The following is a 26,443-nucleotide window of genomic DNA, read 5'->3' as shown; positions in this document are numbered from 1 at the left end:
GATTACTGTTATGTGGAGATCGGAATGGAATCCGCAAGCTGGAAGCTGGGTGACGGGAAGTCTGAAGCTGAGATCATTATTTATGACATGGGCGGAAGACAGCTGCAAAGCCTGAAAACAAAAAACAAAATCACAAAGATCAACACCCAAAACCTCATTCAGGGAGCGTATCTGGTGGTGGTGAAAACCAATGACAACAAAACCGCTAATGCGAAAATCATTAAAAAATAAATACAGATGACAGTTAATAAATTATTAGGTCTTTTAATTATGACATGCTCTTTTGTCTTATATGGACAAGCATATGAATCCACGATTCCTGGATTAAACATAACCGCTCCCACAGCATCTGGGGTTGCCAGTAAAATAAAATCACCTTCGGCAATATCTACCGGAATACCGGATATTGGCATTCCGTTTTTTACCTTGCCGACACATAATAAAAACGTAAGCATCAATATAGGACTGAGCTATCATCCCAATAACACATTTATGGGAAGCAAGGCAAGCGATGTAGGCTTGGGATGGAATGTGTCAGGAGCTTCAAATGTTATTTACAGAGAGATTAATTCGATAGATCATAGTCCTACTAATAATTATCATTTTAGTTTTATGGGAAAAAGTGGAACATTTTATTTTGAAAAAGATATTTTCGGAAATCTAAATGTTTACAACATTACAGAAAATAAATATACAATCACTGCAACGGAAACAGGAACAGATCTTTATAAATTTACCATAAAAGATGAAAATGGCATTACATATTTTTTTGAAGATTTAGATGTCTCTTATTATAAAAACATTGTTTTTTCAAACTCAGCAGAGAAAAAATTTACGAGCTGTTATTATCTTACCCGAGTAAATGATGTGAACAATAATGAGATTGTATCATTAGAATATACAAATGACAGTTATAATTTTACGGCTAATAATAATGTTGTAATTCCCGTAAAGACACTCAAAATTCAAAAGATTACGGCTCATAACTTTGGAAGCATTCATTTTGACTATACCCTGAATATCAATGACAGAAAGTCATATCAGGATCCATTTGCACTCAACAGCATTACTTTTAGAAATACAGCAGGAAAACAAGTAGAAAAATACATAATGGAAACCGTTTCCGGCGCTATAAGTTACCCATTAGGATACCTTTCGGGATATACAGCTCCTTGTTCACAGGTAGAATCTCAACCAAAAAGGCTTTTAAAGAAAATTTTAAAATATGGATCCGGATCAGCATACGAAACTACAGAAATCAAATATCCCCATCTGAAACAGAATTTTGATTTTACAGATTACTGGTCAGAGTTTTCTGACATTAATCCTTTTGTTACCTGTTTTCCGTACGAGCATTATAATCCTAAATATTTGGGAATAGCTTTACTGCAATCTATAAAATATCCAAATGGAACAGAAGTAAAATATACTTTTGAACCCAATCAATATTATGTGGATAAAAGCTTTCCCGATATTAAAGTTACAGCACCTCCTCATGAAGTTGTAGACAGAGATGCCCAATATTTTGAATTCATTGGTGACTTTGCTTTTAATAACAGAAACGGCGGAGGCAGTGTTACATTTAATTTACCATATAATACTGATGAACCTGATGGTTATAGCTATCTTTATTACTATCTGGCTGCAAATGGAGTATCTCCTAATGACCCGATACAGCCCACAAACGATTATCAGGCATATACTCCAGAGCTGAATGGTGGGGTATTAGATCCAAATGGTCACAAAAAATATCCTCCGGGTACTAATTCTCTTACATTGAATGCTATACAAAAAAGTGGAACTCTTTATGTAAGAAGAATACGCTATAAATCTAATCCTCTTCCCAATTTTTCTACCGGAAAAGGAGTGAGAATCAAAAGAATCGAATATCTCGATAATAATACCATTAACCCTGCTTTAACGAGAACATACAATTATCAACTGTTTAATGAAAGCAGCCAAACCAGTGGTTACCTTAATGATAATGGCTTTGAGCAATCCGTAACTTACAGCAACGTAAAAGAAACCGTAGGAGAGAATTCCGGATACACAAAATACTATTATAAAACGCTTAAAGATGAGCCTACTTTTATTAGTCCGGACACTACTCAGCCAAATGTCGTACGATATGAAAATATCCTTAAGCCTGGTTTACTTGAAAAAAGAGAAGTGTATAATTCGAATCATCAGGTGATTCAAAAGGACAGTATTGTATCTGATATAGCTACGCTTAGAGGTTATTACAGATATGAGCATTTGATTAGAAATGGAATTGTCCGAAATCAAAAAACCATTTCAACATCATATACTTCAACAGGATCGTATTCCAATATTTCTGAAGTGACCAGAAGTGTAAACGATTATAATGTAACCCAAGAAAAAAATACAGGTGCAGACGGAGTTGTGAATGAGGTAAACCTTACCTATCCTTTTCAGCATGTTGCTTCTAATCCCAAACTTTGGAATGCACATATTAAAGACATTCCCCTGACCGTAGAAACCAAAAGAAACGGCACGGTGATTTCCAAGGCAGAAACCAAGTTTGAGAACGCATCTCATTTTTATCCGACTTCGCAGATCAGCTTTTTGCCGGATAATCTTTCGCAGTCGCTGAAAAACGTTTCGTATGACATTTATGACGATAAAGGCAACCTTGTACAGTTTACCGCTTTTCCGGAAGTGGGTTCTGTGGGCGTTCCCACCACCATTATTTACGGGTACAACAAAACCATGCCGATTGCCAAAATAGAAGGTGCAAAACTGTCGGATATTCCTTCTTCGCTGATTACTGCCATTGTCAATGCATCCAACGAAGATGCCAATGCTCCGGCTGCTCAGGAAGAAGCCAAAGAGCAGGCTTTGATTGCTGCGCTGAACACCTTTAAAAACGATTCGGCACTTGAGAACTTTATGGTGACCTGCTACACTTACAATCCTTTGGTGGGAATCACCACTACCATTCCGCCTAACGGGATGATGGAGCTGTACAAATACGATTCCTTCAACAGACTTTTGAAAGTAGTTGACGTCAATGGCAATACAGTAAAAGAACACCAGTATAATTATAAAAACTAAAAACAGAAATCATGAAAAAAATAATCATTGCGCTGTGTCTATTTGCAGTCAATCTTATATTGGCGCAAAGTCTCACAACAAGCGAAAATTACGTCTACACCAAAGTCTACCTTTCAGCCGATGGCAGCAAGAAAAGCGAGACCGTGCAGTATTTTGACGGTTTGGGAAGAGCGAAACAGGTCGTTCAGATCAAAGCCACACCACTGGGGCAGGATCTGGTGGTTCCTGTAGAATATGACCAGTTCGGGAGAGAATCCCGAAAACTGCTTCCCATTCCGGCAGCGACAGGAAACGGAGCCATACACGGTGCTGTCAACCAAACAGCAGTCAATACCTATTATGGTGTTGCCAACGCGTATTCTGAACAGAAAATTGAAGCTTCGCCATTGGCAAGAGTGCAGGAAACCGCTCATCCGGGAACCGAATGGGCAATGGCAACCGGGCACACCGTAAAAATGGAATATCTTACCAATACTACTTCGGATCAGGTAAAAAAATACAATACCACCACTTCATGGAACAGCGGAACACTTACCACTTCTATCAGCGGAATAGAATTCTACTCCCCCAACCAGCTGTCGAAAAGCAAGGTTACCGATGAAGACGGGAATGTAACGCTGGATTTTAAAAACTCCGAAGGCAAAACCGTCCTGCTCAGAAAAGAAGGGGCTTCCGGAAAGCTGGATACTTATTATGTCTACAACAATTACGGTCAGCTCGCTTTTGTGATCTCCCCCAAAGGCAACGAAAAAATCACCGCAAATAACAATGTGGTCACGCCGCAGATCCTCAACGATCTTTGTTACCAGTATGTATATGACAACCGTTTCCGTCAGGTGGAGAAAAAACTTCCGGGAAAAGGCTGGGAATACATGGTATACGATCAGCAAAACCGTTTGGTTGCCACGCAGGATGCCAACATGAGAAACAATTCCCAAAGTCCCAACCGCTGGCTCTTCACCCGGTATGATAAATTCGGACGAGTGGCGTATACCGGAGTTTTCACCGGAGGAAGCAGACAGCAGGAGCAGGCTAATGCCAATGCCAAAGGTCTGAACAATGAAAACAGAAGTACCTCTTCTTTTTCCCTGAATGGACAGCAGATCTTCTACACCAACACCGCATATCCTTCCACATCTTTTGTCCCGTATTCGGTTAATTATTACGATACGTACCCTTCGATTCCGGGGAATATGGTAAGCACGCCAACAGCCATTTTAACGCAGACTACCCTTTCGGGTACAGTTAATATCACCTCCAACGGAGTGAGCAGCATAAGAAGCCTTAAATCTATGGCTACCGCTTCCATGGTGAAGAATCTGGAAGATGATGCATGGTCTTCTACCCAGATCTGGTACGACCGTTTGGGAAGAGCCATCGGAAGCCATGGAAAAAACCATCTGGGAGGCTATACCAAAACAGAAAAGCGGCTGGATTTTGCAGGTGTTCCACAACAGGTTATCACAAAACATAAAAGACTTAATTCTGACAATGAGAAGGTAATTACAGAGTCTTTTACTTACGATAACCAAAACAGATTATTGCTTCATAAGCATAAAATAGATAATAAACCGGAAGAAATTTTATCCCGTAATAAGTATAACGAACTTTCTCAGCTCGAACACAAGAAAGTAGGCGGAACTGTACTGACAAATCCCTTACAGCAAGTGGATTATACCTATAACATCCGGGGTTGGATGACACAGATAAATGATCCTGCAAATCTTGGAAGTGATTTATTCGGTTATAAAATTAAATACCATCAGGTTGATGGTTTGGAGGTTCCTGACACTTCAGATACAAGTTTGAAAGTTCTACCGAGATATAACGGAAATATTGCTGAAGTAGACTGGAAAACAGCTGCACAAGCCAATGAGCCTCTTAAAACATACGGATATGTTTATGATGACATGAACAGGCTGTCTGCAGGGTTTTATCAGGATGAAACAAATCCCTCGCTCAGAGAACATTATGAGAAAGTTACTTACGACAGCAACGGAAATATAATGTCAATGAAAAGAACCGCCCAGAGAATGGGTTCTACTGCTTTATTGATTGATAATCTTACGTACCAATACGAAGGCGGTAACTCTAGTAATCGCTTACAGAAAGTGAGCGAAGCAGTTCCTTTGCCATTCGGGTATCCTTACCAGACAACTCCTGCCGATATTACTTATGATGATAATGGGAACATGACCTCTTATCAGGACAAGGGGATTTCTTCAATTCAATATAATTATTTAAATTTACCCAAACAAGTTACCCGAAACTCTTTAGTGACAGATTACACCTACAGAGCAGACGGTGTAAAAGTGAAGAAGCTCTTTGGAACTGTAGAAACCCATTATGTAGATGGTTTTCAATATAAAAGTGTAGGGTCTGAAATAAAAATGGTTATTATTCCCACTTCAGAGGGTTATTACGATGCGCAGAGAGATGCTTATTTCTATAACTTTACTGATCATTTAGGTAACATAAGATTAAGTTACAGCGATGCAGACGGAAATGGTTTGGTAACGGGAGATCTCGTTGTTGAAGAATGTTTCGGAGGCAACTGTAGCAGTTACATTATACCTGGAGAAATAGAAGGAATTAGTAATTATTATCCGTTTGGGATGTTGCATAATACTAATAGCCAAAATATTAACAATGCATATCAGTACAAGTACAACGGTAAGGAACTCCAAGAGACGGGCATGTATGACTACGGTGCAAGGTTCTACATGCCGGATATCGGAAGATGGGGAGCCATTGATCCGCTGGCGGAGATGTACACACGACACTCGCCTTATCACTATGCTGTCAACAACCCAATGAGGTTTATTGATCCGGATGGGAGATCTTCACAGACTTTTGAAGGACAGGATGCTGTAAATGCGTATTGGCATTTGGTATTTGGCGGAAGTATATCAAGTCTTAGTGGCGGAAGCAGTTTTGGTTCTTTGGGTGGACAGGAATTTAACCTTTCATCATTTTTTCATTATATTGATCCGGGAGGTTCAAGTGGCGGTGGTAGCTCACTAAGCCCGTGGATGCAGAGTTATTTGGGAAATACAGGAATTAAAACACTATTTCCTGCAACAACACAACAAAACGACCTAAGCAAAACAAGACAATTAATAATAAAAAATGCTATGAAACATTATGACAGTAAAGATTGGGCTTACGATGTTAAAAGGGGAAGATTTTCAGCAGGAACTAATAAATGTAATTTGTTTGTTGATGAAGTTTTAGAAGAAACAGGAATTTACACCCCTAATGATAATGGAATCTTAGGACTCGTTGGCTTTGGAACACCTGTTACGGCTGGTCAGTGGGCAGATCCTAATTTTATAGTTCCAGGCTGGGAAATTGTTACTTCCCCTCAAGCAGGTGATATTGTAGCGATTTCTGCTAATTTTTCTGATGCCACAGGTCACGTAGGTATCATGATATCTAATAAAGAATCTATATATGCTGAACACAGTAGAATCAAAATGTCTGACTTCGGTTATAGTCATCGACATTTTAAGAACTATCCAGGAAACAGCGGTTATGTATATCGTAGATATATGGGTTACCCAACTTTTAATTCCTCATTAAATAATATTAAAATTTTTGGTCAATAATCACATGAAAAAGTTTGTTTTAATTTCTATAATATTATTGTGTTTAGTATTTTTTTACATAATACAAAGTGGTACCTTACTTAAATATGAAAGCAAATATTCTTTATTAAATGATAGCGGAAATGTCGTTCCGGCAAAAATATACTCAAGAACTATAAAGTCAAAAATAAATGGTAAAAATCAAGAAATTTATCAAATACTCGTTTTTTTTAATGATAATCAAAATATGAAATCATTTAATCCAATTTTATTTATTCCAAAGCAAAATATAGTTGGAGTAGTAGAATCTGGTAAAAAAGATTTTTTGTTTTTTGGAAATAAAGCCTTTCAAAAATCTGATAAATCTAATAAGTTTACTTCATTAACAAATTCATTATTTTTTGACAGTAATCCTCCTATTTATAAAATAAGTTTTAATGATAAAGAAATAGTTTTTAATAGCTTTAATGAACTGAAGGTCTATGGGGAAACCTTAACCTTAAAATTGCGGTAGTGTTTCAAATGTGTTGATTTGATCCCGGATGAAAAAAATCCCAAAAACGCAATAGATAAATGGATAGATTCTTTAAAAAAAGACTTTATTGATAGTTTTGCAAATTTTGGAGATGCCCTCCGCTCGCGGAAGTAACCCCGCATTTATCTCCTTATCATTACGCCAACAACAATCCGATCATGTATAACGATCCTACGGGAATGTTATCTCAATCGTTTATTGATCAAGTATGGAATTCTCAGGCTGAAACAGCACTACCATAAAGTAAACACCAACGCAGAGGAGCTTCTGGCAGATTATACCTACAACGAACTGGGACAGGTGACCAACAAAAAAGTGGGAAACAACCTCCAGAGCATCGACTATGCCTACAACATCCGAGGTACGCTCACCAAGGTCAACAATCCCGACAACCTGGGAACCGATCTTTTTGGGTATGAGCTGAAGCTTGCTTCCACTTCCAACGCCTCTGTAGCCCAAGCCCGCTACAACGGGAACATTACCGAGATGACCTGGAAAAGCAGCGGTGACGGTGTGCTAAAAAGATACAGTTATCAGTACGATGCTTATAACCGATTAAAAGCAGCAATCTATCAGGAGCCGGAATCTTTTGTTCCACAAAATGGGTTTTATAACGAATTCATGAGTTATGATGCCAACGGAAATATTACGAGCCTTAAAAGAAACCAGAAAGGCTACACCGGAACGGTAGAAGAGATTGATGAGCTGGTATACAGCTATCCCAGCGGCAACAGGCTGGAGTCTGTAGTGGATCTGAAAAACAACTATGCAGGTTATCCCGAGACTTCCGGCAATATCATTTCGTATGACGACAACGGAAGCATGACCAGCCATATTGACAAAGGCATTCTGGAGATTAAATATAATATTTTAGATCTTCCTTCTTATGTGAAGTTCAGTAATTATGTAAGAAGAACTACAGGAGATGTTTATCAGAACACAAGCTACTCTTACCGTGCAGATGGAGTAAAAGTAAAGAAAGTACATCATTATTTCTTTGGCAGGGGTAAAACAGATGCACTTGCCACTACAGAATACATTGATGGATTTCAGTATCATCAAGATACAGGTACTACAGGAAACATAAGCGGTCTTCAGTTTTATGCCACTTCGGAAGGGTATTTTGATTTTGCAAATAATCGTTATATTTACCACTACAATGATCATTTGGGTAATGTAAGAGTCAGTTTTGCAAGAGAAGGAAATACGGCGATCATTGTACAGCAAAACGATTATTACGCATTTGGATTAAGACACAGCATAGGGATTAGTGCCATTGGAGACTACAAATACCAATACAACGGTAAGGAACTTCAGGAGGAACTTGGGATGTATGACTACGGTGCAAGGTTCTACATGCCGGATATTGGAAGATGGGGAGTGGTTGACCCGCTGGCGGAAATGTACACAAGACACTCGCCTTATCACTACGCTGTCAACAACCCAATGAGGTTTATTGATCCGGATGGGAGGTCTTCACAGACTTTTGAAGGACAGGATGCTCAAAGCGTTTACTGGTATTTTTACTTTCATGGCTCCATGGGTGGCTTCAACGGAGACAACTTTAGTTCTTTAGGAGGCAGTAATCAAAGCTCAAATCTTTCTGCAAGCTTTAGTTATATTGATGCAGGCGGCTCAAGCGGTGGTGGCGGAGGCGGTGGTAGCTCGCTGAGCCCGTGGATGCAGAGTTATGTTAATAACAACCCAATATATAATAAGTTTTTAAGAGATATTTCTAATTATAAAAATAATAAACCTGGGTTTGGTGATGATGGTGGGTATTTTGGTTTATCGAATTCTGATTTAAAAAATGCCTATTTTAATAAATTAGTGAAATCATTTTATCAAAAAATTACGAAATAACACATAATCAACTAATATTCAATATCAAACGTATGTGTTTTCAATCGAGGGGTACGATTTAGAGCGTTTCCTATACCATTTTTACTAAATGGATGTCTACCTATTGTCTGCAAACCACTCATAGTGCAAATTTAGCTAAAAAAATTCAAAACTCCAATCCTTTATTCATCGGCATTTGGGACTGGTGCAAGGTGCAAGTATTATAAATACTTGCACCTATGCACCTGCCCTGATGAGCCTGAATTTCACTCTTTCAATAATATTCTTCCTTTTTGCTGATGCTGTCAAAAAAATTATTGAACTTAAATTCTTTATCCTATCCGGATAAAATTCATTGTCTGCTATTGTCTTTTTCCTGTCCGTTATTGACCGCCTTTCAATTGGCATTTCACGATTACTACTACTAATTTTGGGGATTGAACTAAAAAACACTAATGGAAGTAATCACTATTGAATCTCAAGCATTTAAAAGCTTGATGTCAAAAGTGGACACAATCTTCGATTATGTTATTTCCCAACAAAACACACAAGATGAGGAAGACTGTTGGGTAGACAGCCATGAGGTATGTACCTTTTTGAAGATTAGTGACCGAACCCTACAAAGACTACGCAGCGAAAAGAAAATCGACTATTCCCGTATTAGAGGGAAAAACTATTACAAAATCAGCGAAATCAAAAGGATGTTGCAGGAAAACCTGATCCGCCGGAGTGAAGAATGCTTACAAGACCTGATACAAAACCACCAAAAGAATGTTAGACAAAAACAAAGTGCTGAGCAGCACCCGTGACGGACTGGATATTTTCAAACACTACCTTCCGGGAGACTGGCGTGTAGGCAGAAACTTTAAAAATCCTTTTTATGAAGATACCAAGGCATCCTGCAATATCTACTTTGACCGCAGAAGCGGTATGTACCGTATGAAGGATTTTGGCGATTCTCATTATGACGGCGATTGTTTTTCAATCGTAGGAAAAATTAAAAGCCTGGACTGCACCAAAGATTTTACAGAAATACTGAAGCAAATCAATGAAGAAATGAATTTGGGATTGGAAAAAGGATATGCTTTGCCCCAAAAAAGATACCCCTCAAAAACAAAAACAGAGAGCAGAAATGAAAATGTCATAAAGGAAAAGGAGCAGTCCTATAACCCTAAACCATATTCCGTATTTGAACGCAGCTTTACCCAGAAGGAAATTGAGTTTTGGAAACAGTATGGTATTACCCGTGAAATTCTGAAATTATACAAAGTTGTTTCATTGGACGAGTTTTCGAGTGAAAATAAAGACTCAAAACCTTTTACGATGTATTCATCAGAACAGGAACCTATATTTGGATATTTCGGTAAAAGATATGTGAAAATTTATCGCCCGTTTTCTCAAATCCGATTTCTATACGGTGGAAATCTGCCCGAATCCTATTGTTTCGGGTTGGAGCAATTGCCCGCCAAAGGAAACACTTTGTTTATTACCGGAGGGGAAAAGGATGTATTGTCACTGGCTTCCAAAGGATTTTATGCAATTTGCTTCAACAGTGAAACCAGCTCGATACCTGAAAGTCTGATAAAAAAACTTTCCTATCGTTTCAAGCATATTCTGATTTTGTATGATGTGGATAAAGCCGGTTTGGAAGCTTCGCTCAGGCACCAGAAACAATTATCCGGTTTCGGTGTAAATCGTTTGAAGCTCACACTTTCAGGAACCAAGCAGGAAAAGGATATTTCCGATTTTTTCAGAATGGGAAATACCAAAGATGACTTTAATCAATTATTCCTTGAATTTTTAGACCAATTATATAATGAAACTATGGCTATACTGAAACCTTGCGAAATCAATTTTACCCAGCCTCCCATAGAATCACAAACGCTCATTTCCATTAATGATGTTCCTCTGGGTACACAGGGAAATTTAATGGGATTGACAGGAGGTGAAGGTACCGGAAAAAGTAATTATGTAGGAAGCCTGATAGCAGGAACTCTGCGTCAGGACGATTACATTGATACATTAGGAACCAATATACTCCCAAATACGGATAGCAAAGCCGTATTACTTTACGATACCGAACAATCCGAAACCCAGCTGTATAAAAATATTTCAGGCATCTTGAAACGCTCCGGAAGAGAAAATATGCCTGACTATTTCAAAGCCTATTGTCTGGCAGGTATGTCAAGAAAAGAAAGGATGCAGGCAATCTTGCAGAGTATGGATAAATTTTTTTACCAATTTTCAGGGATTCATATGGTGGTTATAGACGGAATAGCCGATTTGATACGAGGTGCCAATGATGAAGCGGAAAGTGTTGCCTTAATTGATGAACTCTACCGTATGGCAGGAATTTATAAAACCTGTATTATCGGTGTGCTGCATTTCACACCCAACGGACTCAAGCTTCGGGGACATCTCGGAAGCGAGCTTCAGAGAAAAGCAGCTGCTATTCTATCCATTGAGAAAGATGATAATCCTCAAATATCTGTAGTGAAAGCTTTAAAAGTAAGAGACGGAAGTCCTTTGGATGTACCGCTTATTCAATTTTCCTGGGACAAGGAAAAAGGAATGCATGTTTTTGTCGGAGAAAAAACCAAAGAAGAAAAAGAGAAACGCAAAGAGATAGAATTGACAAATATTGCCCGAACTCTATTTTCACAGCAAAAGCGTTATACCTATGCCGGATTATGTGAAAAGCTCCAAAGTATGATGGCAGTCAAAGACCGAACGGCAAAAAGCTATATTAAATTTATGCGGGAGAAAGAATTGATTGTCAAAGATTCTGAAAATTATTATGAGCTCAAAAAATAAGAGGAATGGTAATTCAAACCGTCTGAATGTTAAAAAACGAAAAACAATATGAATATCGATCCGAAAAAACCACTTCTTCAGCTGACTGTCGAAGAGTTCCTGAAATTACAAAAACACAATGTTCCGGAAAAAAAGTATGAATACGGTCTTAAAGGTTTAGCCAAAACGCTGGGATGTTCCCGCTCGAAAGCAGCGGAAATCAAATCCAGCGGAATACTGGATGATGCCATCATCCAAAACGGAAATCTTATCATCATTGATAAAGAGAAAGCAATGCAGCTAATGGCTCTGCATAAAAAATGAATGAATTGGGATTAATCGGAAAGTTTTGGGAATACAACGAAAAAGAATCATTGGGAGCAGTTGCTGCTGCCCTCTATCTTTTTTTGTTGAAAGTATGGGGAGAAAACGAAGAAAATGACTTCAGTCTTTCGGATACCGAAATTTGCGAACGGCTTAAAATTACAAGACCAACCATTATTACGTTACGCCAAAAACTTTGTAATCTGGGAATGATTCAGTATCAATCCAAAAACGGACTTCCCGGACATTACAAAATTCTTCCGGAATATTCGCCGGTATTATCCGTTCTTGAAAAACCTGAAACCGACAAAGGAGATTCGACGACTAAAAGGAGTCAAAAGACAATTCCAACAAAAAAGAAACCCATCGGAAAATCATTACAAAAAATTGAATCTCCACAGAATCAAAATTTGTCTTCTGATGAGTCTGAGGAAAATCAGGTTCCCATACCCATTCCGCTTTCCGGGAATATTCCGTCCTTGGAAGAATTTACGGAGTATGCGAAAACATTGGAAAACTATATTCTTGAATTAGATTATCTTATTCAAGAAAAATACGACAGTTGGCTCGGAAACGGTTGGAAAAATGGTTACAATAAACCGATAACAAATTGGAAGTCTTCCATAAAAAACACAATGCCCTTTCTTCAGAGTGAATTGCAATCGGGCAATGCCACTTCCCAGAAGATTGCCCTGCAAACCATAAAACGCCCAAAATCAACTTCAGATGAATAAGAAGACAGTATATCATCAGACCGATACAAAATCCGTTTGCTGACCTCTAAATTTATGAATTGATTTTTCCATTTTAGTTTTTTATTGTCTGCTTTTTCACTAAATTAGATCGGAATTTATGATTACCACACAATATATGAAAAACTTACTTGCAGAGTCTGAAGCATTTAATCCTATTATTCATTATGAAGCCAAAATCCATTGGATCTCCTATGTAATTCCTATCTTCTTTATTATAATCGGTTCTTTAGGAGTTATCTCATTTTTATTATTAGGCTATAAATATATGGTTGGTTTTGTGGGTCTTATTTCTCTGTTTCTTATTTATCTTTTCATCAGAGGTTTATTACGTTTCTTGAGAAATAGAAGCACCAAAATTTATGTCACTGACTATCATCTTACATTTTCCACAGGAATATTAGGAAAAACACTTTCCGACCTCTCATTAAATAAGCTTGAAGGAATGCACCTGCATCAAAGTTTTTTAGGAAAGGCTTTGAATTTTGGAACATTGGTTGCAACTACTGGAGATGTAACGAATACCTATTTCATTGAGCATCCTATGGAACTGAGAGATGCTATAATGATGCTAAAAGATAATTCAATCAAATAATTATCTGTTTCATTCGTATTAAATTTTAGTAAAATCAGCTTTGCAATCTCTTTTCAAAAATATCTCAAGGAAAAAGTACCGGAAATGTTTTAGAAATGTGATTGCTTCCTTTTTTGCAAAAATGCGTTTCCGACCATAGGGAGGAATTGCATTTTTGCCTCCTGCCAGAAACCCGAAAAGATTTATGAGTGTAAAAATGAAAAAAGCGATAGAAAATTAATTCCTATCGCTTTATAAGTCTACTTTACAGATGATTGAGTAAAGTTCCCATAGTATTTATATGTATTGAAAAAAGTTTAATAAAAAAGCCTTTCCGCTTATATCGGAATACGTGCCACTACATCCTAATTTTGCACAGTAGGCAGAATGCTCTTTTTCGGTACATTCAACTTCCAAAACAAAGCCTTCCTTTTCTCTGAAAGGGTGCTTTATTAATTGTTTTGCCTTATTCATATTTTCTATTTTTCTTGCTCTATACGCTGCAAGTTCTTTCTTGTTCATATCATTGTTATTTTAGAGTTATTAATAAAAATACGATTGCCTGTACATCGTGAGGTTTTATGGTTTTAATGTTCACTTGGAAGCAGTAGTACATTACCTTCTTTCCAAATGGTAAATTCATTAAAGAAGAAATCTGAAAATTCAATGTCTTGGGTAACTAAGATTTTATTATTCCCATTTGTTGCTGAGAGTTTAAATCTGGTATCTTCAATCCTTTGAATTTTCCAGACCTGAAATTCTTCCTTTTTAAGTTTTGTTTCAAACTGGTAAGATGCAATGGCATCAAGGAACCAATAGCATTTTTCTTCGTCAGCGACAGCTTTCACGCCGTCAGTTAATAGTATTCCAAAAGGGTACTTGTAATAGTTTTCTGTACCTATAAAATGGTCATAGAACTCATTTGCTGAAATGTTTGGATTTTTCATAGTGTGAAATTTTAAATTGTTATTATTCATTTTTTCGACACTGTCGGTTTTTTAAGATTTGATTTTTAATTTTTCGGAAATGTCAAAGAACGCTCTGCTTTTTTATCTGACCGGCTTGTCGTTTTTCATTGCTTTCTGACGATAGAAATTCCGTTTTAGCCAAAACCGAAATGGAAGCATTGGAATGAAGGCACTGAAATCTTTTTGTCCGCAGGATTCAGGAAAGTCTGGGAAAATTATCGGAGTGAAGCGCAGAGAATTTTTTTAGAAACCCAAAAAGATTTTTTTGAGCAGAAACGGGATTTATACTTTTGCAAACTGAAAACGAACTGACAGTCAGAGAATAGAGCGTATGTCTGAGGTATTTGTATCAGGAATGAGGGAAATCAGATACTTTGAAAATAGATATTTGTCGATTTCAGGAAATGAAATCTTTTAGTTTGATTTTGACTGTTTAATATATTAATTACAAAAAACGTATTGCTTAGTTTGATAGCTTCAGAAAATGAGTGTTGAATTTTACACCTCTTTTCCGAAGTTCTTCAGCGATTGGTTCTGCTTTGTCTTTAATTTTCCATTCAGGCGGATTTTGGACTTTTAGTGCGTGGTAAGCTCTCATTCCGTAACCAAAGCCAATATTTGACGGCTTGCAAACCGCTTCATAGTATTTTTGGTCATAGTTTTCCAGCCTTTTTAGGAGTGTTTCTGTTTTATAATTTTTAATTACCATAATTTGTAGTATTTAATTTGAATGATTGTATATTATTTCTGTTCATATTGCTACAGCTTTAAAAGTTAAATGATGATTGAAAAAATCTTGAAACTTTATCGCCATAGAAATCAAAAACATCTTTTTTCAGAAGCCCCTTAATATATTCCCTTTCATCTTTCGGAACATTATTTTTATCTGCCAAAAAATTATGATGCAGAATAGCTTCAATGTTACCTTTCCAGATTTTCTCATTGATGAAATATTCATTCTTTGAAAATAATCTGTTACAGTATTTAGCATCTTTTGTTTCTTCATCTGTCTGTAATCTCTGATAAATGACCTTCATTGCTCTATTGACATATCTGTCATTTAATCGTGAACATCCATTCTCATAAAGGATTATTACGGAGGGTTTCTTTACTATTTTCTTTGTCAGTTTTTTAAATCCGTAAAATACCCGAAGTGGATATTTGTTTTTTTCTGGATACCCATGACATTTAAAAAAATCATCAATAGTATCTAAAACAATCTGAAATTTTTCAGGAGGAAATTCGTTTAATCCTTCAATATTCAAAATATTAAGGTACTCCTCGGCTGTAAGCGGAAGACCTTCAACCATTTTCTCTGCCTGTTTTAGAGTTGTTTTCGCTTGGTAAGTATCAATTTGATTTTTTTGACAATCAGGTAATAACAGACCTTCCGTATTCAGGAAAGGGGAAACAAAACCCAAATAGTTGGGTTTGTTTCCTTTTGTGCATTGTGTTTTAATTGCTAACTCTTTCATAGTAAGATTTTAACGTGATTATTTGATGCCGAAATAGGGATGATTCTCAACGAATGTTTCTGAATCTTCGATTGAAAAATCCAGAGATAATTTATTTTTTCTTGCATATACATTAGCTTCTGTAAATGCCTGTTCGAGATTGTAGGCGTAACAAACTTTTCTGAACTCTTTGAAATAGACAGTGTATCTGAACATTTTCTCGATGAAAACAGGTTCATTCTGTGTCATAGAAATTGTTGGGTTTGCACTTTCAGCATAACACAGTATTCTGTTTTTCGATTCATCCGAAATTTTACATAAAAATTTCACTTCTCTGTATTTCGATATGTGAGCTACTTTCTTATAATCTCCGTTAATTTCTCTATTGGTATCGCAAACCGAGATACCATTTCCTAAACTGAAAAATTCTATTTGTTCTGGTTTTTTTGTTTTCATTTTTTTGAATTTTAAATTGTTAATATTTTGTTTTATTATTTTCGGAAATGTCAAAGAACGCTCTGCTTTTTTATCTGACCGGCTTGTCGTTTTTCATTGCTTTCTGACGATAGAAATTCCGTTTCAGCCAAAACCGAAATGGAAGCATTGGAATGGAGGCTCCGAAATCTTTTTGTCCGCAGGATTCAGGAGAGTCTGGGAAAATTATCGGAGTGAAATGCAGAGAATTTTTTTAGAAACCCAAAAAGATTTTTTTGAGCAGAAACGGGATTTATACTTTTGCATACTGAAAACGAACTGACGGTCAGAGAATAAAAAGCAAAAGAAGTACAGAGTAATTTTCTGATTAAAAAATCAAAAAATACAAAGCAAAAATTGTATTTTTGAAATTCTTATATTTACAATAAACTAAGGTATTTTAACAAAAACAAAATGATGAAATTTATACTCCTGTCAGCACTAACTGTTACCTCATTAATGGCATACGGTCAATCCAATTGCGAGGCTCTCAAAAAAGAAAATGAAGCTTTGCAATCAACAAATAAAATTTTAACTTCTGAAAACGAATATCTAAAAAGTGTTCTTGATATTAACAAACCAATTCTTGAAACAGAAAAAGAAAATTCCTCTTTCAAAATAACAAAAGTGATTGGAAATAAAGCCGGAAAAAATATTGAAATTGCATTTCTTATTGAAGCTAAGGATGAGAATAAAAAAATGGCTATCGAAGACATTGCCATTGTAGATATTGAAGGAAATGAATATAAAGTTGATTTGTATAAATCAAGCAAACCATATCCCGAATTAGCAAGTAATACTCCTTTGAAGCTTACTTTCTCATTTAAAGATATACAAGGTGAACCTTTATTTATAAAATTATTCAGGTTCAAAACAACATCACAACCTGTAAGAAATCTGTTTGAAAAAACAAAATCAAGCTTGGAGTTCAGAGATTTAAAAGTCCTCTGGAATTAAAATAACTTAACAGTTGATTTTTAATATCGGTTACTTTTAAATTTAAAATTCAATGAATTTTCAAAATAATTTCGCAATCTCTTTTCAGAACATGCAAGGGAAAAGTATGGAAATGTTTTAGAAATGGGGTTGCATCCGATTTAAACTGCAAAAATGCGATTCCGACCATAGGGAGGAATGGCATTTTTGCCGCCCGATTTTTCATCGGGCGACTTTTATGGGTTGGGAATGAAAGTTTTTCAGATTAAGGAAAAATCCCCTATTTTCGGTCAGTCCGTTGCGGAATAAGTTCCATAAAAGAGAACATCCCATTTGTGCAAGTGTAGAGTTAATGTATAAATCCTGCTTTTCCAATGCTTCTGCAAGTGAACAACTCGGCGTATCATCCTCCTGCTCGGACTGCTTTAAAAGTTCTCCGAATTCTTCCGTGACAAATGGAAGATTTGACACAGTTTCATATTTCTCGGATTTGGGTTGTCTGATTGTTCCAACTGTTGATAGCAATACCTGTCCTGTAAATTGGCTGTTCCCGAAATCCAGCCAATATTTCGGTTCGTTACTGTAATTCCTGTAATCGCTTTTTCCTTTCAGAATTCCTGCAACGTCAAACCTTGCTTTTACGCTGTCCACACAACTAATGGTAATGGTTGCCTTTGCATTTTCGGGAAATCTTTCAAAACGGTCTTTCTCAAATTTCACAGTTTCAGCTTTCCAATTTGTTCCCATAAAACGGTTGGCTCGGTTGATTAATGCCACAGATTTGTACAATCCTGTTTCACTTTCAGCAAAACGCTGTCTGCCTAAATTCGCACTTGTAATGACATCATCATCCCACAATCTTACAAACAATCCTGCGTGTCCTAATTCAATTAAACTGTGATTCATTTCCATTAAAGCGGTTAAAACTTTAGAACCTGTTCCTCCTGCTCCGATAAGGTTTACCGAAATCGGATTGGTCGGACTGATTAACTCATTGTCCGTAAAATGGACTGTATTTTTTATATTCATCGCAATAGATTTTTAAGGGTTTTACTATTTTTTTTCAATACTTCCACAGGAAAGGTTTCGCCTGTTTCCATTAATTTTTTCCAAAGATTTACACAGTTTCCTTTTATCGGATTGTAGTTATCCAATAAGTGACTGAAATAGGAATGGAAAAAATAATCTTCCCACGCCTTTATAAATTCTTCAACGGAAGCCGAATTTTTGATATTGACATCTACTGTTCCCATACAGACCGCACCGTCCTCATACACGTTAAAAAACGGTGCGTAATGTAATGTTGTTTTTTCGGTTGGTCTTTTGTCACTTGTCAGAGCAAAAACCGAAAGGTTTTCTTTATCGGCAAACCAAAGCATTGCAGGAACCTGTGCTTTCCCATTGGGAATTTCCAAATTCTTCACAAAGTACATCTGTCGCTCCTGTGATTTAGTATACCAAAGTACAGAACCGTTTTGGCTCGGATTGATATTCAGAATGTTGGTAGGTAAAATTCCTTTTGATTTTAGAAAAGTTTTGTCCTTTTCTTCATCAATTTGCAAAGATTTTGCTAATGCTCTGGCTTCGTTTACGGTCAAAGGATGGGCGTTGATTGGATTGCCATTCCTGTCCATATCAAAATGCTCAACATACATCGTTGCATTTTTATCTAAGGATTCATAAAAAACCAATGCAGATTTAGGTTCATACAATGTTCCGAAGTCTTTGGCTGTATCAATTATATCGTTCATTTTTTATGAGTTAATTGGTTAGTGTTAATACTCTGTATAGGTTGTCCATTAAGGTAAACAGGCGGTGCTCAAAATCAAAATCTGCTTTGCTGATTGTAGTTCCGTTAATGGGTGTATATATGGTAGGTTCTTCAATGCTTCCGTATTCACCAAACTCTGCATTAATACTTTCTTCAATATTGCTATATAAGTAACCTTTTGTATCGGCAACAAACGAAATATACATATCCATACCGATTGCTTTATTACAATCATCATTGTATGGGTCTTGTTCAGGCGTTGGTTTATTTCGGAAAATGCTTGTTTTCGGATATTCCGTATAAAGGGTAAAAGCATCGGAAGCCACTTTATAGCAATCGTGGTCGAAGGTGGTATGCGTTTTAAAACGGCTCAAACGCTGTTCAAATAGTTCCAGATTTTTATGATTATATAGTTTTTTCTCTATCTTGTCGCCTATGGTTTTTGAAATTCTAAATTCACGTCTGAACTCCTGCAAATCTTCTTCCGCTTCATCGCCCTGTTCTATCCAATCCTCGTGCATTTCGTATATCCAATACAGATAACTGTTTTGCTTCCTGTAATACGGTACATCGGCAATATGACACAGATAACTGCAAACCGAAAGTAATAGTTGAGCATTCTTTTTACATTGCTTGTCGTGGAGCATTTGGAAAAGCGGTACAATGGGAATATAGTAAAGAGATGTTCCTGTATAATACCGTTCCTCTTTTGAAAAATGAATTTTCTTATTGTTCCGAATGAGTTTAAAACTTTTCCAATCTTCATTAACCTGCTCCAATTTGGGTTCCATATCCCACAGTGCCAAAGCCAAATTATAGGGAAATTCAAAACATTTGGTCTGCATTGGTTCCACGCCATACTGTTGGGAAAATTGAGAAAGGGATTTATAAAAATCCCTCTCTGTTTTCTCCATTTCTTTGTAATCCTGTATCGTTGGTACTTCTTCCAGTTTTGGCAGAAACCTGCATTTTAGAAAACCATTGGAAGCATTGCTTTCGGTACGGATTTCTGTTTGTCTTTCCGTATTTCGTTCGCTGTCTTTGGTCTTTGTAGCCACTTTGCGAACTCGCCCAACTGTCGGTGCAATCTTCGTTGTTGTAGTTCTTCGGGAAGTTCTATTTTTCCCGATATGATGTTGTGTTGCATTCATTTTTGTTTTGTTGTTGGTTGTGAGTTATTGGTTGTAGGCTTTGGCTATTAACCATCAACCGACAATTATTATCCTTTAGTTCCCATTACGCTTTCAAATCGGTACTCAATGTTATCATCTTTGATTTGTGGGGCAGAAACTTTTGCGGTAGTTAAAATCGGATAAGTGTTAGCATAAAAGTTCATTACCGATTCTACGCTCCATTTGGGTTCGGGGTCTGGTAGTTTGATTTCCTGTCCGTTGTCAATTAATATGAATAATCGGATTAGTTGTGTTGCTAATAACATAATTTTTGATTTTTAGGATTCTACATTTTTAGTTACAGTTTCGGTAAAAAGACTTGGGGCAAAATGTCTTTCGTATTCATCCTGTTTTTTGCGGATAGCTTCACCGAAATCAGGGTTTTCCGATACTTTTGGAAGTGCCGACCACGCTTCTTTGTATTTGCCCTCTTTTTCGAGTGCTTCGGCTTTTTGGAATGCTTCCTTGTACTTTTTCTCTTTGGCTTCCTTTTCCTTTTTTTCCATATCCGCTTTTTCTTTTTCCATTGCGGATTTTTTCCTGGCTTCTTCAAGCTGTTTCATATAGCTTTCCATATCCACCATTAATCCCGAAGTGGTCTGTAATGGTACTGTGATACTTTCAAAAAATCCATTGTCCAATTCTTCGGCTGTTCCACGAAGATTTAAAGGCGGAATGAGTTTTCTTGCTTCATCTCCACACTGCTCGTTATTGAGCAGTACGGAAAGGACGAAGTTGTTTTCTGTGGTTGGTCTTAGAGTTATCTGTAAATCCCCGATAAGGTTAAGTTTGGCGAGTTGTCTGAAAAAATTGGTTTGCATTGTTTAAAATTTTTATTGTTGTTTAATAGATTTTAGGTAACTGTTATAGCGTTCCGTTATATCCTTGCCTTTTCTGAAATTAAAGTTTGTATAGCTGAAATGCTCTTCAAAAAACTTAACTTCCTTAGTAATTAGGTTAATTGTGTAACGGTAAGTTGCGTTGGTTCGCCTTTCATCCATCGTACAATGTTCCGATAGTAGAGCCATTTCCTGTTCGCTGTCGTTAAATGAAAGAAGTAGCAATAAAATTTGTTCTAAAATATAACCTTGTTCGGGCGCGGAACTGCTATCGGCAACACATATAATGGATTTTCCATTGCTCAATTTGATATGTAAATTTGAACGTGTCATGATTGCTGATTTTTAATAATCTTAAACTGATTTTTGATTTTTCGTTCCAAAAGGATTTCCAAAATTTCGCTATCGCTATTAAATTCTTTGTCCTCAAAATGATAGCAATCGTTTTCTTCATCATACTCATATTGTTCAAAATCTTCGTCTTCGAGATAAATGTCTTGAAGTATTTCATTGTGATGTATTGCCTGTCCGTAAATAAGATTTCCCATCTCTTCGTAATCCTGTACAAAATCTACTTTGTAATATTCTGCTATCTCTTGGATAATTTCAATATTGGGCGACCATCTGGTCTGATACTGAAATACTGCTGTTTCTTCATTATCAAAATACAAATCGAAGAAATATCCGCCATTGTATTGATTTACAAAATCGGGAAGTTGCCCTTTTTGCTCCTGCTGTTCTTTTGTTGCCATGCTTTGAAACAGCCATTTTATTTGTTCAATTGATTCGGGACTTCCCTCGAAAACAACTGTGTTACTGCACCAATTTGCCATAATTTCTGATTCTTAAAGATTATTCGATTTCATAAATGTATGTTCCGCTTGCTTTAAATGGATTTGCTCCTTGTGTCATTCTGATTTCTGATTTGAATATTTTGGAAAGTTTCCTTGCATAGCGTATTGCTGTGATTCTGTCACAAAAGATTTGATAACCTACGGCTACATGTTCCCAATCTATTTTGTTATTTCTGTGTTTTACTTGAAAATTAAATTGTGCTTCCATAATTCTCTGTGGTTGGGTTAAAATGGCAAATCGTCATCAGTTTCATCGGAAAAAGGATTGTCATTGACATTCTGTTGATTAGCTATTGGATGGCTATTGGGTTCAGATTTTTGCTTTCCACCATGCAATTTGATGTTTGATGTACGGAAGTTCAGTCCAGACTTTATTTCTCCGTCCTTTCCTATCCACGCACTACTGCTTGTTCTGCCCGATAATTCCACTAAAGTGCCTTTGGTAAGAAACTCTGCTATTTTGGTATTTATCCAATAAGAGCAATTGTAGTAGGTAGTTTGTTCTCTGCGTTCCCCTTGTTTGGTTTTGTAGCTGTCATTAATGGCTACTGAAAAGTTTACTACTTTTTTGTCGTTTTTTAAGATGTTGATTACTGCATTTTGAGTAATTCTGCCTACGATGATGTTCATGATTTTTCGATTTAATTTGTTAATTTTTTAGTGAATTGTTGGTTAAAATCTTCGAGTGAATTGATTTGGTATCGAGGACACTCGGCTTTTGCCTCTACTGGTTTATTTTTTTTTAAGGAATCGGCGAATCTCATTCTTCGATTTCTCTTTTATTTTTTTTGGAAAAGCAGTATTTATCTTTATTTTTTTGTTGATTTTTCCGTTGATGTCAAAGAACGTCTGCTGTTAAATTGATTCGTATAACTGAGGTTCCGGCTTTTTCTTTGCCGATGATTATAGGACAGTATCAGACACACAAAACCCGATTCAACTCCCATAATTGCTTACAAGTTTTGAATCGGGCTTGAATTTTTTTTGTCCGAAGGATTTAGGAGTGTCTGGAAAAATTGTTGGAGTGGAGCGGAAAGAATTTTTTTAGATACCCAAAAAGATTTTTTTGTGTGAATGATGCTGTCCTACATTTGCAATAGTAAAAAACCAAACCACAGTTGGAAGCGATTTGGCAGATGTTTTTGAGTCGGAAAAATTAATTTGAAATATGAGTATAACAGCTTCTGTCAATAATTAGGTTATCTAATTAAAAGAATCGCCCTGGTGACAGATGCGTATTCCAAGAAAATTGTCGGTTTCAAACTCGCAGACCACCTGCGGACAGAAATCGTGGTCGATACGCTTAAAATGGCTCTAAAACAGCGTTTATTCCCAAATCGGAAACTCATCCATCACTCCGATCGTGGAATCCAATATTGCGTTCCGGAATTCACCGATTTTACAGATAAACAACAAATTTTGCTCTCTAACACGCAGAATTCCAATCCCTACGAGAATGCTATTGCTGAACGAATCAATCGAATGTTGAAGTATGAATATGGTCTGAAGGAAATCCTGCTCGACTTCAAAACAGCAGAAAAGATGGTGAAACAGGCCGTTGAAATCTACAACAATCAGAGTTTACATTTTTCCCTCGGGCTTCAAACACCTGCAAAAGTGCACGCCAAAGAAAATGTAAAATATAAATCTTACAAACGAAAAAAAATGCTAATTTAGAACCATCAAATAACTTAAAAATGTGTCAACTATTTCAGGATAATACACACACGATCCTTTTTGAGAATATGCCCTATTAAAATAATTACTCAGACTAAGAATACTGCCTTCGTTATAGGGGGGCATCTTTTTTCAGATTCTGTATAAAATAGAAAGGCGTCACTCTATATACTCTCTTGAATGCAGTTGCAAAAACCTGTGGAGAGGCAAACCCGCATGCCTCTGCCAGATAACTTATTTTATATTCTCTGTATTTGGGCTCATTGTATAGCTTGTGAACGATATAATTTACTCTTAATTGATTAATGTAGTTATTGAAATTTTGAGATTTATTCTTATTAATGATCTCTGATAAATATTTTGTATTGCTGCCAAATTGGTCAGAAAGAAAGCGGAGCGTGATATCTTTTTTGAGAAATAGCTCAGATCCTTCAAAGTCTTCAAGGTCGGACAATAGCTTTTCTTCTGTTTCGCTGGTGATCGTATTGCTTGTTTGAGAAGCAGATGATTTGATTTTCTTACCTATTTCATCATTTTTCAGTTTTTCAATCATCTGTTCATATTTTCTATGAATGTGTTTGTTTTTTCTTTTCCATAGTAATACTATAACCAGAATAACAATTAGAGTTGATATGAAGATAAAAGCTAACATTTTTTTTCTTTTTTCTATATATTCATCATCAACTTGGGTTACCAGCTTTTTCATGATCGTATCGGCATTATTCTTTTGAACATAGGCTAAGCTATCTTTCAGATGGGAATATTCCTTCATATAATATCTCGATTTCTCATTTTCACCCAGTCTAAGATAAGAATCCGTCAAAAACTCATAAGACTCTATCCTGTCATGCGGATCTCTATTCACCTTTTCCAGCTGCAATGCGCGGTTGGCATACTCTATGGATTTTTCTGGTTCTTTTTTCTCCATGTACAGCCAGCTTAGCTGATTCATCAGTATTACCTTATATCCCGGTAGTATATCATGCTTTTCGGCTTCATAAATTCTCAGAGCATCCAAAAGGTATTTTTCCGCTTTCTCAATACTTCCTTTTACATCAGACTGTTCAAGAAAGAAGATACCCAGACGTATATCTATAAAAAGAATCTGACTATACTTCAGTTTTCTGGTTATTTCCTTATCATTATCATGGATACCTGTTGCCATGTCAAGACCTTTGTTCAGATAATGTCTTATAGAATCTCTATATTTTGTATTACCGTTAAAATGTTCATTGTTATAGATTACAGTCATATTTTCATAGCACAGAGAAAGATTATACAACCTACTGCCTTCTTTTTCTATCTCCTTAGCATAACCAATCGCTTTTTTGAAATCCCTCATACCGGCATCATCAAGTCCCAGAGAACTCAAAGACAATGCATTCCGTCTGTATATATTAGAAATAATATGTTTAGGAGTACTATTATACTTATTTATTTTGCTCTTCAGCTCACTCCCCAGTTCCACGACCATCTTGTATTTTCCTTGTTCATAGTATACTCTCATCAGCAGATTTCCACTTCGCAGTATACCGTTTTCATAGTTCAACCTTTCTGATCTTGCTTTTAACTGAAGTAATATTTTTTCATAATGCTCTATTTTACTGCCATCGGAGTTCATTAAGGAGGTTGTTTCCGTTATTTGTTTATCAATGGTCTCGTTCGGGATAGAATTGTTAGAAATTTCTGATTGATAAGCAATCCCTACGAGGGTAGAAAAGAATAAAAAAAGGATAAGAAAAATATAAAATTGCTTTTTCATAAGTACTCTTTATTTTATAGTGGATTAATATGAACTGCCTATACGTTCATTCTCGAAATTAATTGAAAAAAAAATTCACTATATCGCTTCACCTTCATTTCCATCGCCAGCATTATGAAATTATATCATAATTGAATATTGAATCCCCCAAAAATACAATATTCATAAATTATGTCAACTGATGTCCGAAAAAAAATACTTTTGAAGCTTACATAAGTAAAAAAAACACTAATACACTGATCATCAATACCTCTTATTTGTAAAACAATCAATTTCGCATCTGTGAAAAATTCATAATTTATGAATCATTCAAACATTTATTTGCTATTCATCTCTTAGTCCGCCCATATTTGTAGAGTCATTCATATTACATCTATAATATAATGACCAATCAAAAACACAATACATTATAATAATCATGATAGGCTTTTGGGAGAGATTTGATTTTGATTATGAAAAAAAACAGGATCTAAACTCTGTTCCATATTCCTGTCATTTTTATCAATGCTATTTTCTTCGGTATAAAATAGTATTTGGTAAAACGATATGTGATATAAAGGCTATGATTCTGAAAACAAAACTGAAAAAAAATTTAGCATTGAGGTTTCCTAAAAATCTAAGGAAACCTCTGTTATTGTCATTGCTTTTTTGTTTTTCCCTTGTTTTTGGAGACCAAAAAAATCCCGACTCCGAAGTTGTTGCCACAGGAAAAGTATTCATCACAAAAGGAGCCTTTATTACCGTATCCGGTGATAACAATTGCTCAGGATTGCAGATTATAGAAATAGAATCTGTAAAAAAAATACCTGCACCATCTAAATCAGTCTCCCAAAAAAAATCTGAAAAGAATGCAGGAATACATACAGAGCCTCGTAAGGCAGAATACCATCCAAAACCCCGATTTCGTTTTACAGGTGACACATCAGATTTTTTTTTTCATAGCAGCCAGGGCAAAGGGCCACTGGCTACAGCATCATCTTCTCAATATTCATTTAAGCATGTAATTAGCATGTATGAAGCTGGGGAATCGTTTGCTTCTTTACTTGTTCGCTTC

General features: G+C 36.3%; 28 protein-coding genes. 12 read left to right on the top strand and 16 right to left on the bottom strand.

The genetic code is table 11. The features are described from left to right. From AC0NBN_RS17395 to AC0NBN_RS17350, 10 genes are all read left to right on the top strand, one after another. A partial coding sequence (locus tag AC0NBN_RS17395; protein WP_474468945.1) for a T9SS type A sorting domain-containing protein occupies window positions 1-231 on the top strand: 231 nt, incomplete at its 5' end. A 6-nt stretch (window positions 232-237) separates the two neighbouring features. Then, complete coding sequence (locus AC0NBN_RS17390; RefSeq protein ID WP_160813287.1) at window positions 238-3,075, top strand: hypothetical protein; 2,838 nt, start codon at window positions 238-240, stop codon at window positions 3,073-3,075. Window positions 3,076-3,086: 11 nt separating this feature from the next. Beyond that, window positions 3,087-6,683: an RHS repeat-associated core domain-containing protein gene (locus AC0NBN_RS17385; protein WP_160813286.1), complete on the top strand. Its 3,597-nt coding sequence runs from the start codon at window positions 3,087-3,089 to the stop codon at window positions 6,681-6,683. A 4-nt stretch (window positions 6,684-6,687) separates the two neighbouring features. After that, on the top strand, window positions 6,688-7,176 hold the full coding sequence (locus AC0NBN_RS17380; protein WP_160813285.1) for a hypothetical protein: 489 nt from the start codon (window positions 6,688-6,690) through the stop codon (window positions 7,174-7,176). Window positions 7,177-7,395: 219 nt separating this feature from the next. Continuing rightward, a complete protein-coding gene (locus tag AC0NBN_RS17375; protein ID WP_160813284.1) occupies window positions 7,396-9,060 on the top strand; it encodes an RHS repeat-associated core domain-containing protein in 1,665 nt (554 codons plus the stop codon). Window positions 9,061-9,494: 434 nt separating this feature from the next. Beyond that, window positions 9,495-9,848, top strand: a complete 354-nt coding sequence (locus AC0NBN_RS17370) for a helix-turn-helix domain-containing protein (protein WP_160813283.1) — start codon at window positions 9,495-9,497, stop codon at window positions 9,846-9,848. Beyond that, window positions 9,811-11,853 (top strand): toprim domain-containing protein, encoded by a 2,043-nt coding sequence (locus AC0NBN_RS17365; RefSeq protein ID WP_160813282.1) that lies wholly within the window; start codon window positions 9,811-9,813, stop codon window positions 11,851-11,853. The genes AC0NBN_RS17370 and AC0NBN_RS17365 overlap by 38 nt, the downstream gene beginning before the upstream one ends. 48 nt (window positions 11,854-11,901) lie before the next feature. Next, complete coding sequence (locus tag AC0NBN_RS17360) at window positions 11,902-12,156, top strand: DUF3853 family protein (protein ID WP_160813281.1); 255 nt, start codon at window positions 11,902-11,904, stop codon at window positions 12,154-12,156. Then, entirely contained in the window at window positions 12,153-12,890 is a 738-nt protein-coding gene (locus AC0NBN_RS17355; protein WP_160813280.1) for a hypothetical protein, read from the top strand. The genes AC0NBN_RS17360 and AC0NBN_RS17355 overlap by 4 nt, the downstream gene beginning before the upstream one ends. 136 nt (window positions 12,891-13,026) lie before the next feature. Beyond that, window positions 13,027-13,503, top strand: a complete 477-nt coding sequence (locus tag AC0NBN_RS17350; protein ID WP_160813279.1) for a PH domain-containing protein — start codon at window positions 13,027-13,029, stop codon at window positions 13,501-13,503. 276 nt (window positions 13,504-13,779) lie between these two features. On the opposite strand, the gene AC0NBN_RS17345 is transcribed toward AC0NBN_RS17350, so the two are convergent. The 5 genes from AC0NBN_RS17345 to AC0NBN_RS17325 all read right to left on the bottom strand — a co-directional run bounded on the left by AC0NBN_RS17345 (window position 13,780) and on the right by AC0NBN_RS17325 (window position 16,360). After that, window positions 13,780-14,004 (bottom strand): hypothetical protein, encoded by a 225-nt coding sequence (locus AC0NBN_RS17345; RefSeq protein WP_160813278.1) that lies wholly within the window; start codon window positions 14,002-14,004, stop codon window positions 13,780-13,782. Between the two features lie 65 nt (window positions 14,005-14,069). Continuing rightward, complete coding sequence (locus AC0NBN_RS17340; RefSeq protein ID WP_160813277.1) at window positions 14,070-14,429, bottom strand: DUF6876 family protein; 360 nt, start codon at window positions 14,427-14,429, stop codon at window positions 14,070-14,072. 484 nt (window positions 14,430-14,913) lie between these two features. Further along, window positions 14,914-15,159, bottom strand: coding sequence for a hypothetical protein (locus tag AC0NBN_RS17335; RefSeq protein WP_160813276.1), 246 nt, complete (start codon window positions 15,157-15,159; stop codon window positions 14,914-14,916). A 58-nt stretch (window positions 15,160-15,217) separates the two neighbouring features. Next, window positions 15,218-15,925, bottom strand: a complete 708-nt coding sequence (locus tag AC0NBN_RS17330; RefSeq protein WP_160813275.1) for a hypothetical protein — start codon at window positions 15,923-15,925, stop codon at window positions 15,218-15,220. A gap of 18 nt (window positions 15,926-15,943) precedes the next feature. Further along, window positions 15,944-16,360, bottom strand: a complete 417-nt coding sequence (locus tag AC0NBN_RS17325) for a hypothetical protein (RefSeq protein WP_160813274.1) — start codon at window positions 16,358-16,360, stop codon at window positions 15,944-15,946. A 432-nt stretch (window positions 16,361-16,792) separates the two neighbouring features. Between AC0NBN_RS17325 and AC0NBN_RS17320 the strand changes: the two genes are divergently transcribed. Next, the gene (locus AC0NBN_RS17320; protein ID WP_160813273.1) at window positions 16,793-17,335 is read left to right on the top strand and encodes a transposase; all 543 of its coding nucleotides are present in this window, start codon (window positions 16,793-16,795) and stop codon (window positions 17,333-17,335) included. Window positions 17,336-17,536: 201 nt separating this feature from the next. Here the strand turns inward: AC0NBN_RS17320 and AC0NBN_RS17315 are convergent, their stop codons facing one another. The 9 genes from AC0NBN_RS17315 to AC0NBN_RS17275 form a co-directional block, all read right to left on the bottom strand. Beyond that, window positions 17,537-18,343 carry a PRTRC system ThiF family protein gene (locus AC0NBN_RS17315; protein WP_160813272.1) on the bottom strand — a complete coding sequence of 269 codons (807 nt, stop codon included), beginning with the start codon at window positions 18,341-18,343 and terminating at the stop codon, window positions 17,537-17,539. Next, window positions 18,340-19,065: a PRTRC system protein B gene (locus AC0NBN_RS17310; RefSeq protein WP_474468939.1), complete on the bottom strand. Its 726-nt coding sequence runs from the start codon at window positions 19,063-19,065 to the stop codon at window positions 18,340-18,342. The genes AC0NBN_RS17315 and AC0NBN_RS17310 overlap by 4 nt, the downstream gene beginning before the upstream one ends. 10 nt (window positions 19,066-19,075) lie before the next feature. After that, a complete protein-coding gene (locus AC0NBN_RS17305; RefSeq protein WP_160813271.1) occupies window positions 19,076-20,236 on the bottom strand; it encodes a hypothetical protein in 1,161 nt (386 codons plus the stop codon). A 68-nt stretch (window positions 20,237-20,304) separates the two neighbouring features. After that, window positions 20,305-20,523, bottom strand: coding sequence for a PRTRC system protein C (locus tag AC0NBN_RS17300; RefSeq protein WP_160813270.1), 219 nt, complete (start codon window positions 20,521-20,523; stop codon window positions 20,305-20,307). A 12-nt stretch (window positions 20,524-20,535) separates the two neighbouring features. Continuing rightward, on the bottom strand, window positions 20,536-21,078 hold the full coding sequence (locus AC0NBN_RS17295; RefSeq protein ID WP_160813269.1) for a prtrc system protein e: 543 nt from the start codon (window positions 21,076-21,078) through the stop codon (window positions 20,536-20,538). A gap of 12 nt (window positions 21,079-21,090) precedes the next feature. Next, window positions 21,091-21,429 (bottom strand): penicillin-binding protein, encoded by a 339-nt coding sequence (locus AC0NBN_RS17290; protein ID WP_160813268.1) that lies wholly within the window; start codon window positions 21,427-21,429, stop codon window positions 21,091-21,093. Continuing rightward, window positions 21,426-21,929, bottom strand: coding sequence for a DUF1281 family ferredoxin-like fold protein (locus AC0NBN_RS17285; protein WP_160813267.1), 504 nt, complete (start codon window positions 21,927-21,929; stop codon window positions 21,426-21,428). Before AC0NBN_RS17285 ends, AC0NBN_RS17290 begins: the two co-directional genes overlap by 4 nt. Window positions 21,930-21,948: 19 nt before the next feature. Continuing rightward, window positions 21,949-22,158 (bottom strand): addiction module toxin RelE, encoded by a 210-nt coding sequence (locus AC0NBN_RS17280; protein ID WP_160813266.1) that lies wholly within the window; start codon window positions 22,156-22,158, stop codon window positions 21,949-21,951. Window positions 22,159-22,175: 17 nt separating this feature from the next. Further along, the gene (locus AC0NBN_RS17275; protein WP_160813265.1) at window positions 22,176-22,580 is read right to left on the bottom strand and encodes a single-stranded DNA-binding protein; all 405 of its coding nucleotides are present in this window, start codon (window positions 22,578-22,580) and stop codon (window positions 22,176-22,178) included. Window positions 22,581-23,174: 594 nt separating this feature from the next. Between AC0NBN_RS17275 and AC0NBN_RS17270 the strand changes: the two genes are divergently transcribed. Continuing rightward, window positions 23,175-23,627, top strand: coding sequence for an integrase core domain-containing protein (locus AC0NBN_RS17270; protein ID WP_160813264.1), 453 nt, complete (start codon window positions 23,175-23,177; stop codon window positions 23,625-23,627). A gap of 112 nt (window positions 23,628-23,739) precedes the next feature. Here the strand turns inward: AC0NBN_RS17270 and AC0NBN_RS17265 are convergent, their stop codons facing one another. Beyond that, window positions 23,740-25,389 carry an AraC family transcriptional regulator gene (locus AC0NBN_RS17265; protein WP_160813263.1) on the bottom strand — a complete coding sequence of 550 codons (1,650 nt, stop codon included), beginning with the start codon at window positions 25,387-25,389 and terminating at the stop codon, window positions 23,740-23,742. Between the two features lie 507 nt (window positions 25,390-25,896). Further along, window positions 25,897-26,310, bottom strand: coding sequence for a hypothetical protein (locus AC0NBN_RS17260; protein ID WP_160813262.1), 414 nt, complete (start codon window positions 26,308-26,310; stop codon window positions 25,897-25,899). Window positions 26,311-26,443 lie beyond the last annotated feature (133 nt).

The organism is Chryseobacterium sp. L12, from assembly GCF_056133985.1.
Note: the sequence above shows the minus strand (reverse complement) of the source record. Positions and strands in the feature narration are given on the sequence as shown.

Excerpts from the sequence above, each read along its gene's own strand:
- AC0NBN_RS17390 (WP_160813287.1), top strand. The coding sequence starts at position 238 with ATGACAGTTAATAAATTATTAGGTCTTTTAATTATGACATGCTCTTTT.
- AC0NBN_RS17385 (WP_160813286.1), top strand. The coding sequence starts at position 3,087 with ATGAAAAAAATAATCATTGCGCTGTGTCTATTTGCAGTCAATCTTATA.
- AC0NBN_RS17380 (WP_160813285.1), top strand. The coding sequence starts at position 6,688 with ATGAAAAAGTTTGTTTTAATTTCTATAATATTATTGTGTTTAGTATTT.
- AC0NBN_RS17370 (WP_160813283.1), top strand. The coding sequence starts at position 9,495 with ATGGAAGTAATCACTATTGAATCTCAAGCATTTAAAAGCTTGATGTCA.
- AC0NBN_RS17365 (WP_160813282.1), top strand. The coding sequence starts at position 9,811 with ATGTTAGACAAAAACAAAGTGCTGAGCAGCACCCGTGACGGACTGGAT.
- AC0NBN_RS17360 (WP_160813281.1), top strand. The coding sequence starts at position 11,902 with ATGAATATCGATCCGAAAAAACCACTTCTTCAGCTGACTGTCGAAGAG.
- AC0NBN_RS17355 (WP_160813280.1), top strand. The coding sequence starts at position 12,153 with ATGAATGAATTGGGATTAATCGGAAAGTTTTGGGAATACAACGAAAAA.
- AC0NBN_RS17350 (WP_160813279.1), top strand. The coding sequence starts at position 13,027 with ATGAAAAACTTACTTGCAGAGTCTGAAGCATTTAATCCTATTATTCAT.
- AC0NBN_RS17345 (WP_160813278.1), bottom strand. The coding sequence starts at position 14,004 with ATGAACAAGAAAGAACTTGCAGCGTATAGAGCAAGAAAAATAGAAAAT.
- AC0NBN_RS17340 (WP_160813277.1), bottom strand. The coding sequence starts at position 14,429 with ATGAAAAATCCAAACATTTCAGCAAATGAGTTCTATGACCATTTTATA.
- AC0NBN_RS17335 (WP_160813276.1), bottom strand. The coding sequence starts at position 15,159 with ATGGTAATTAAAAATTATAAAACAGAAACACTCCTAAAAAGGCTGGAA.
- AC0NBN_RS17330 (WP_160813275.1), bottom strand. The coding sequence starts at position 15,925 with ATGAAAGAGTTAGCAATTAAAACACAATGCACAAAAGGAAACAAACCC.
- AC0NBN_RS17325 (WP_160813274.1), bottom strand. The coding sequence starts at position 16,360 with ATGAAAACAAAAAAACCAGAACAAATAGAATTTTTCAGTTTAGGAAAT.
- AC0NBN_RS17320 (WP_160813273.1), top strand. The coding sequence starts at position 16,793 with ATGATGAAATTTATACTCCTGTCAGCACTAACTGTTACCTCATTAATG.
- AC0NBN_RS17315 (WP_160813272.1), bottom strand. The coding sequence starts at position 18,343 with ATGAATATAAAAAATACAGTCCATTTTACGGACAATGAGTTAATCAGT.
- AC0NBN_RS17310 (WP_474468939.1), bottom strand. The coding sequence starts at position 19,065 with ATGAACGATATAATTGATACAGCCAAAGACTTCGGAACATTGTATGAA.
- AC0NBN_RS17305 (WP_160813271.1), bottom strand. The coding sequence starts at position 20,236 with ATGAATGCAACACAACATCATATCGGGAAAAATAGAACTTCCCGAAGA.
- AC0NBN_RS17300 (WP_160813270.1), bottom strand. The coding sequence starts at position 20,523 with ATGTTATTAGCAACACAACTAATCCGATTATTCATATTAATTGACAAC.
- AC0NBN_RS17295 (WP_160813269.1), bottom strand. The coding sequence starts at position 21,078 with ATGCAAACCAATTTTTTCAGACAACTCGCCAAACTTAACCTTATCGGG.
- AC0NBN_RS17290 (WP_160813268.1), bottom strand. The coding sequence starts at position 21,429 with ATGACACGTTCAAATTTACATATCAAATTGAGCAATGGAAAATCCATT.
- AC0NBN_RS17285 (WP_160813267.1), bottom strand. The coding sequence starts at position 21,929 with ATGGCAAATTGGTGCAGTAACACAGTTGTTTTCGAGGGAAGTCCCGAA.
- AC0NBN_RS17280 (WP_160813266.1), bottom strand. The coding sequence starts at position 22,158 with ATGGAAGCACAATTTAATTTTCAAGTAAAACACAGAAATAACAAAATA.
- AC0NBN_RS17275 (WP_160813265.1), bottom strand. The coding sequence starts at position 22,580 with ATGAACATCATCGTAGGCAGAATTACTCAAAATGCAGTAATCAACATC.
- AC0NBN_RS17265 (WP_160813263.1), bottom strand. The coding sequence starts at position 25,389 with ATGAAAAAGCAATTTTATATTTTTCTTATCCTTTTTTTATTCTTTTCT.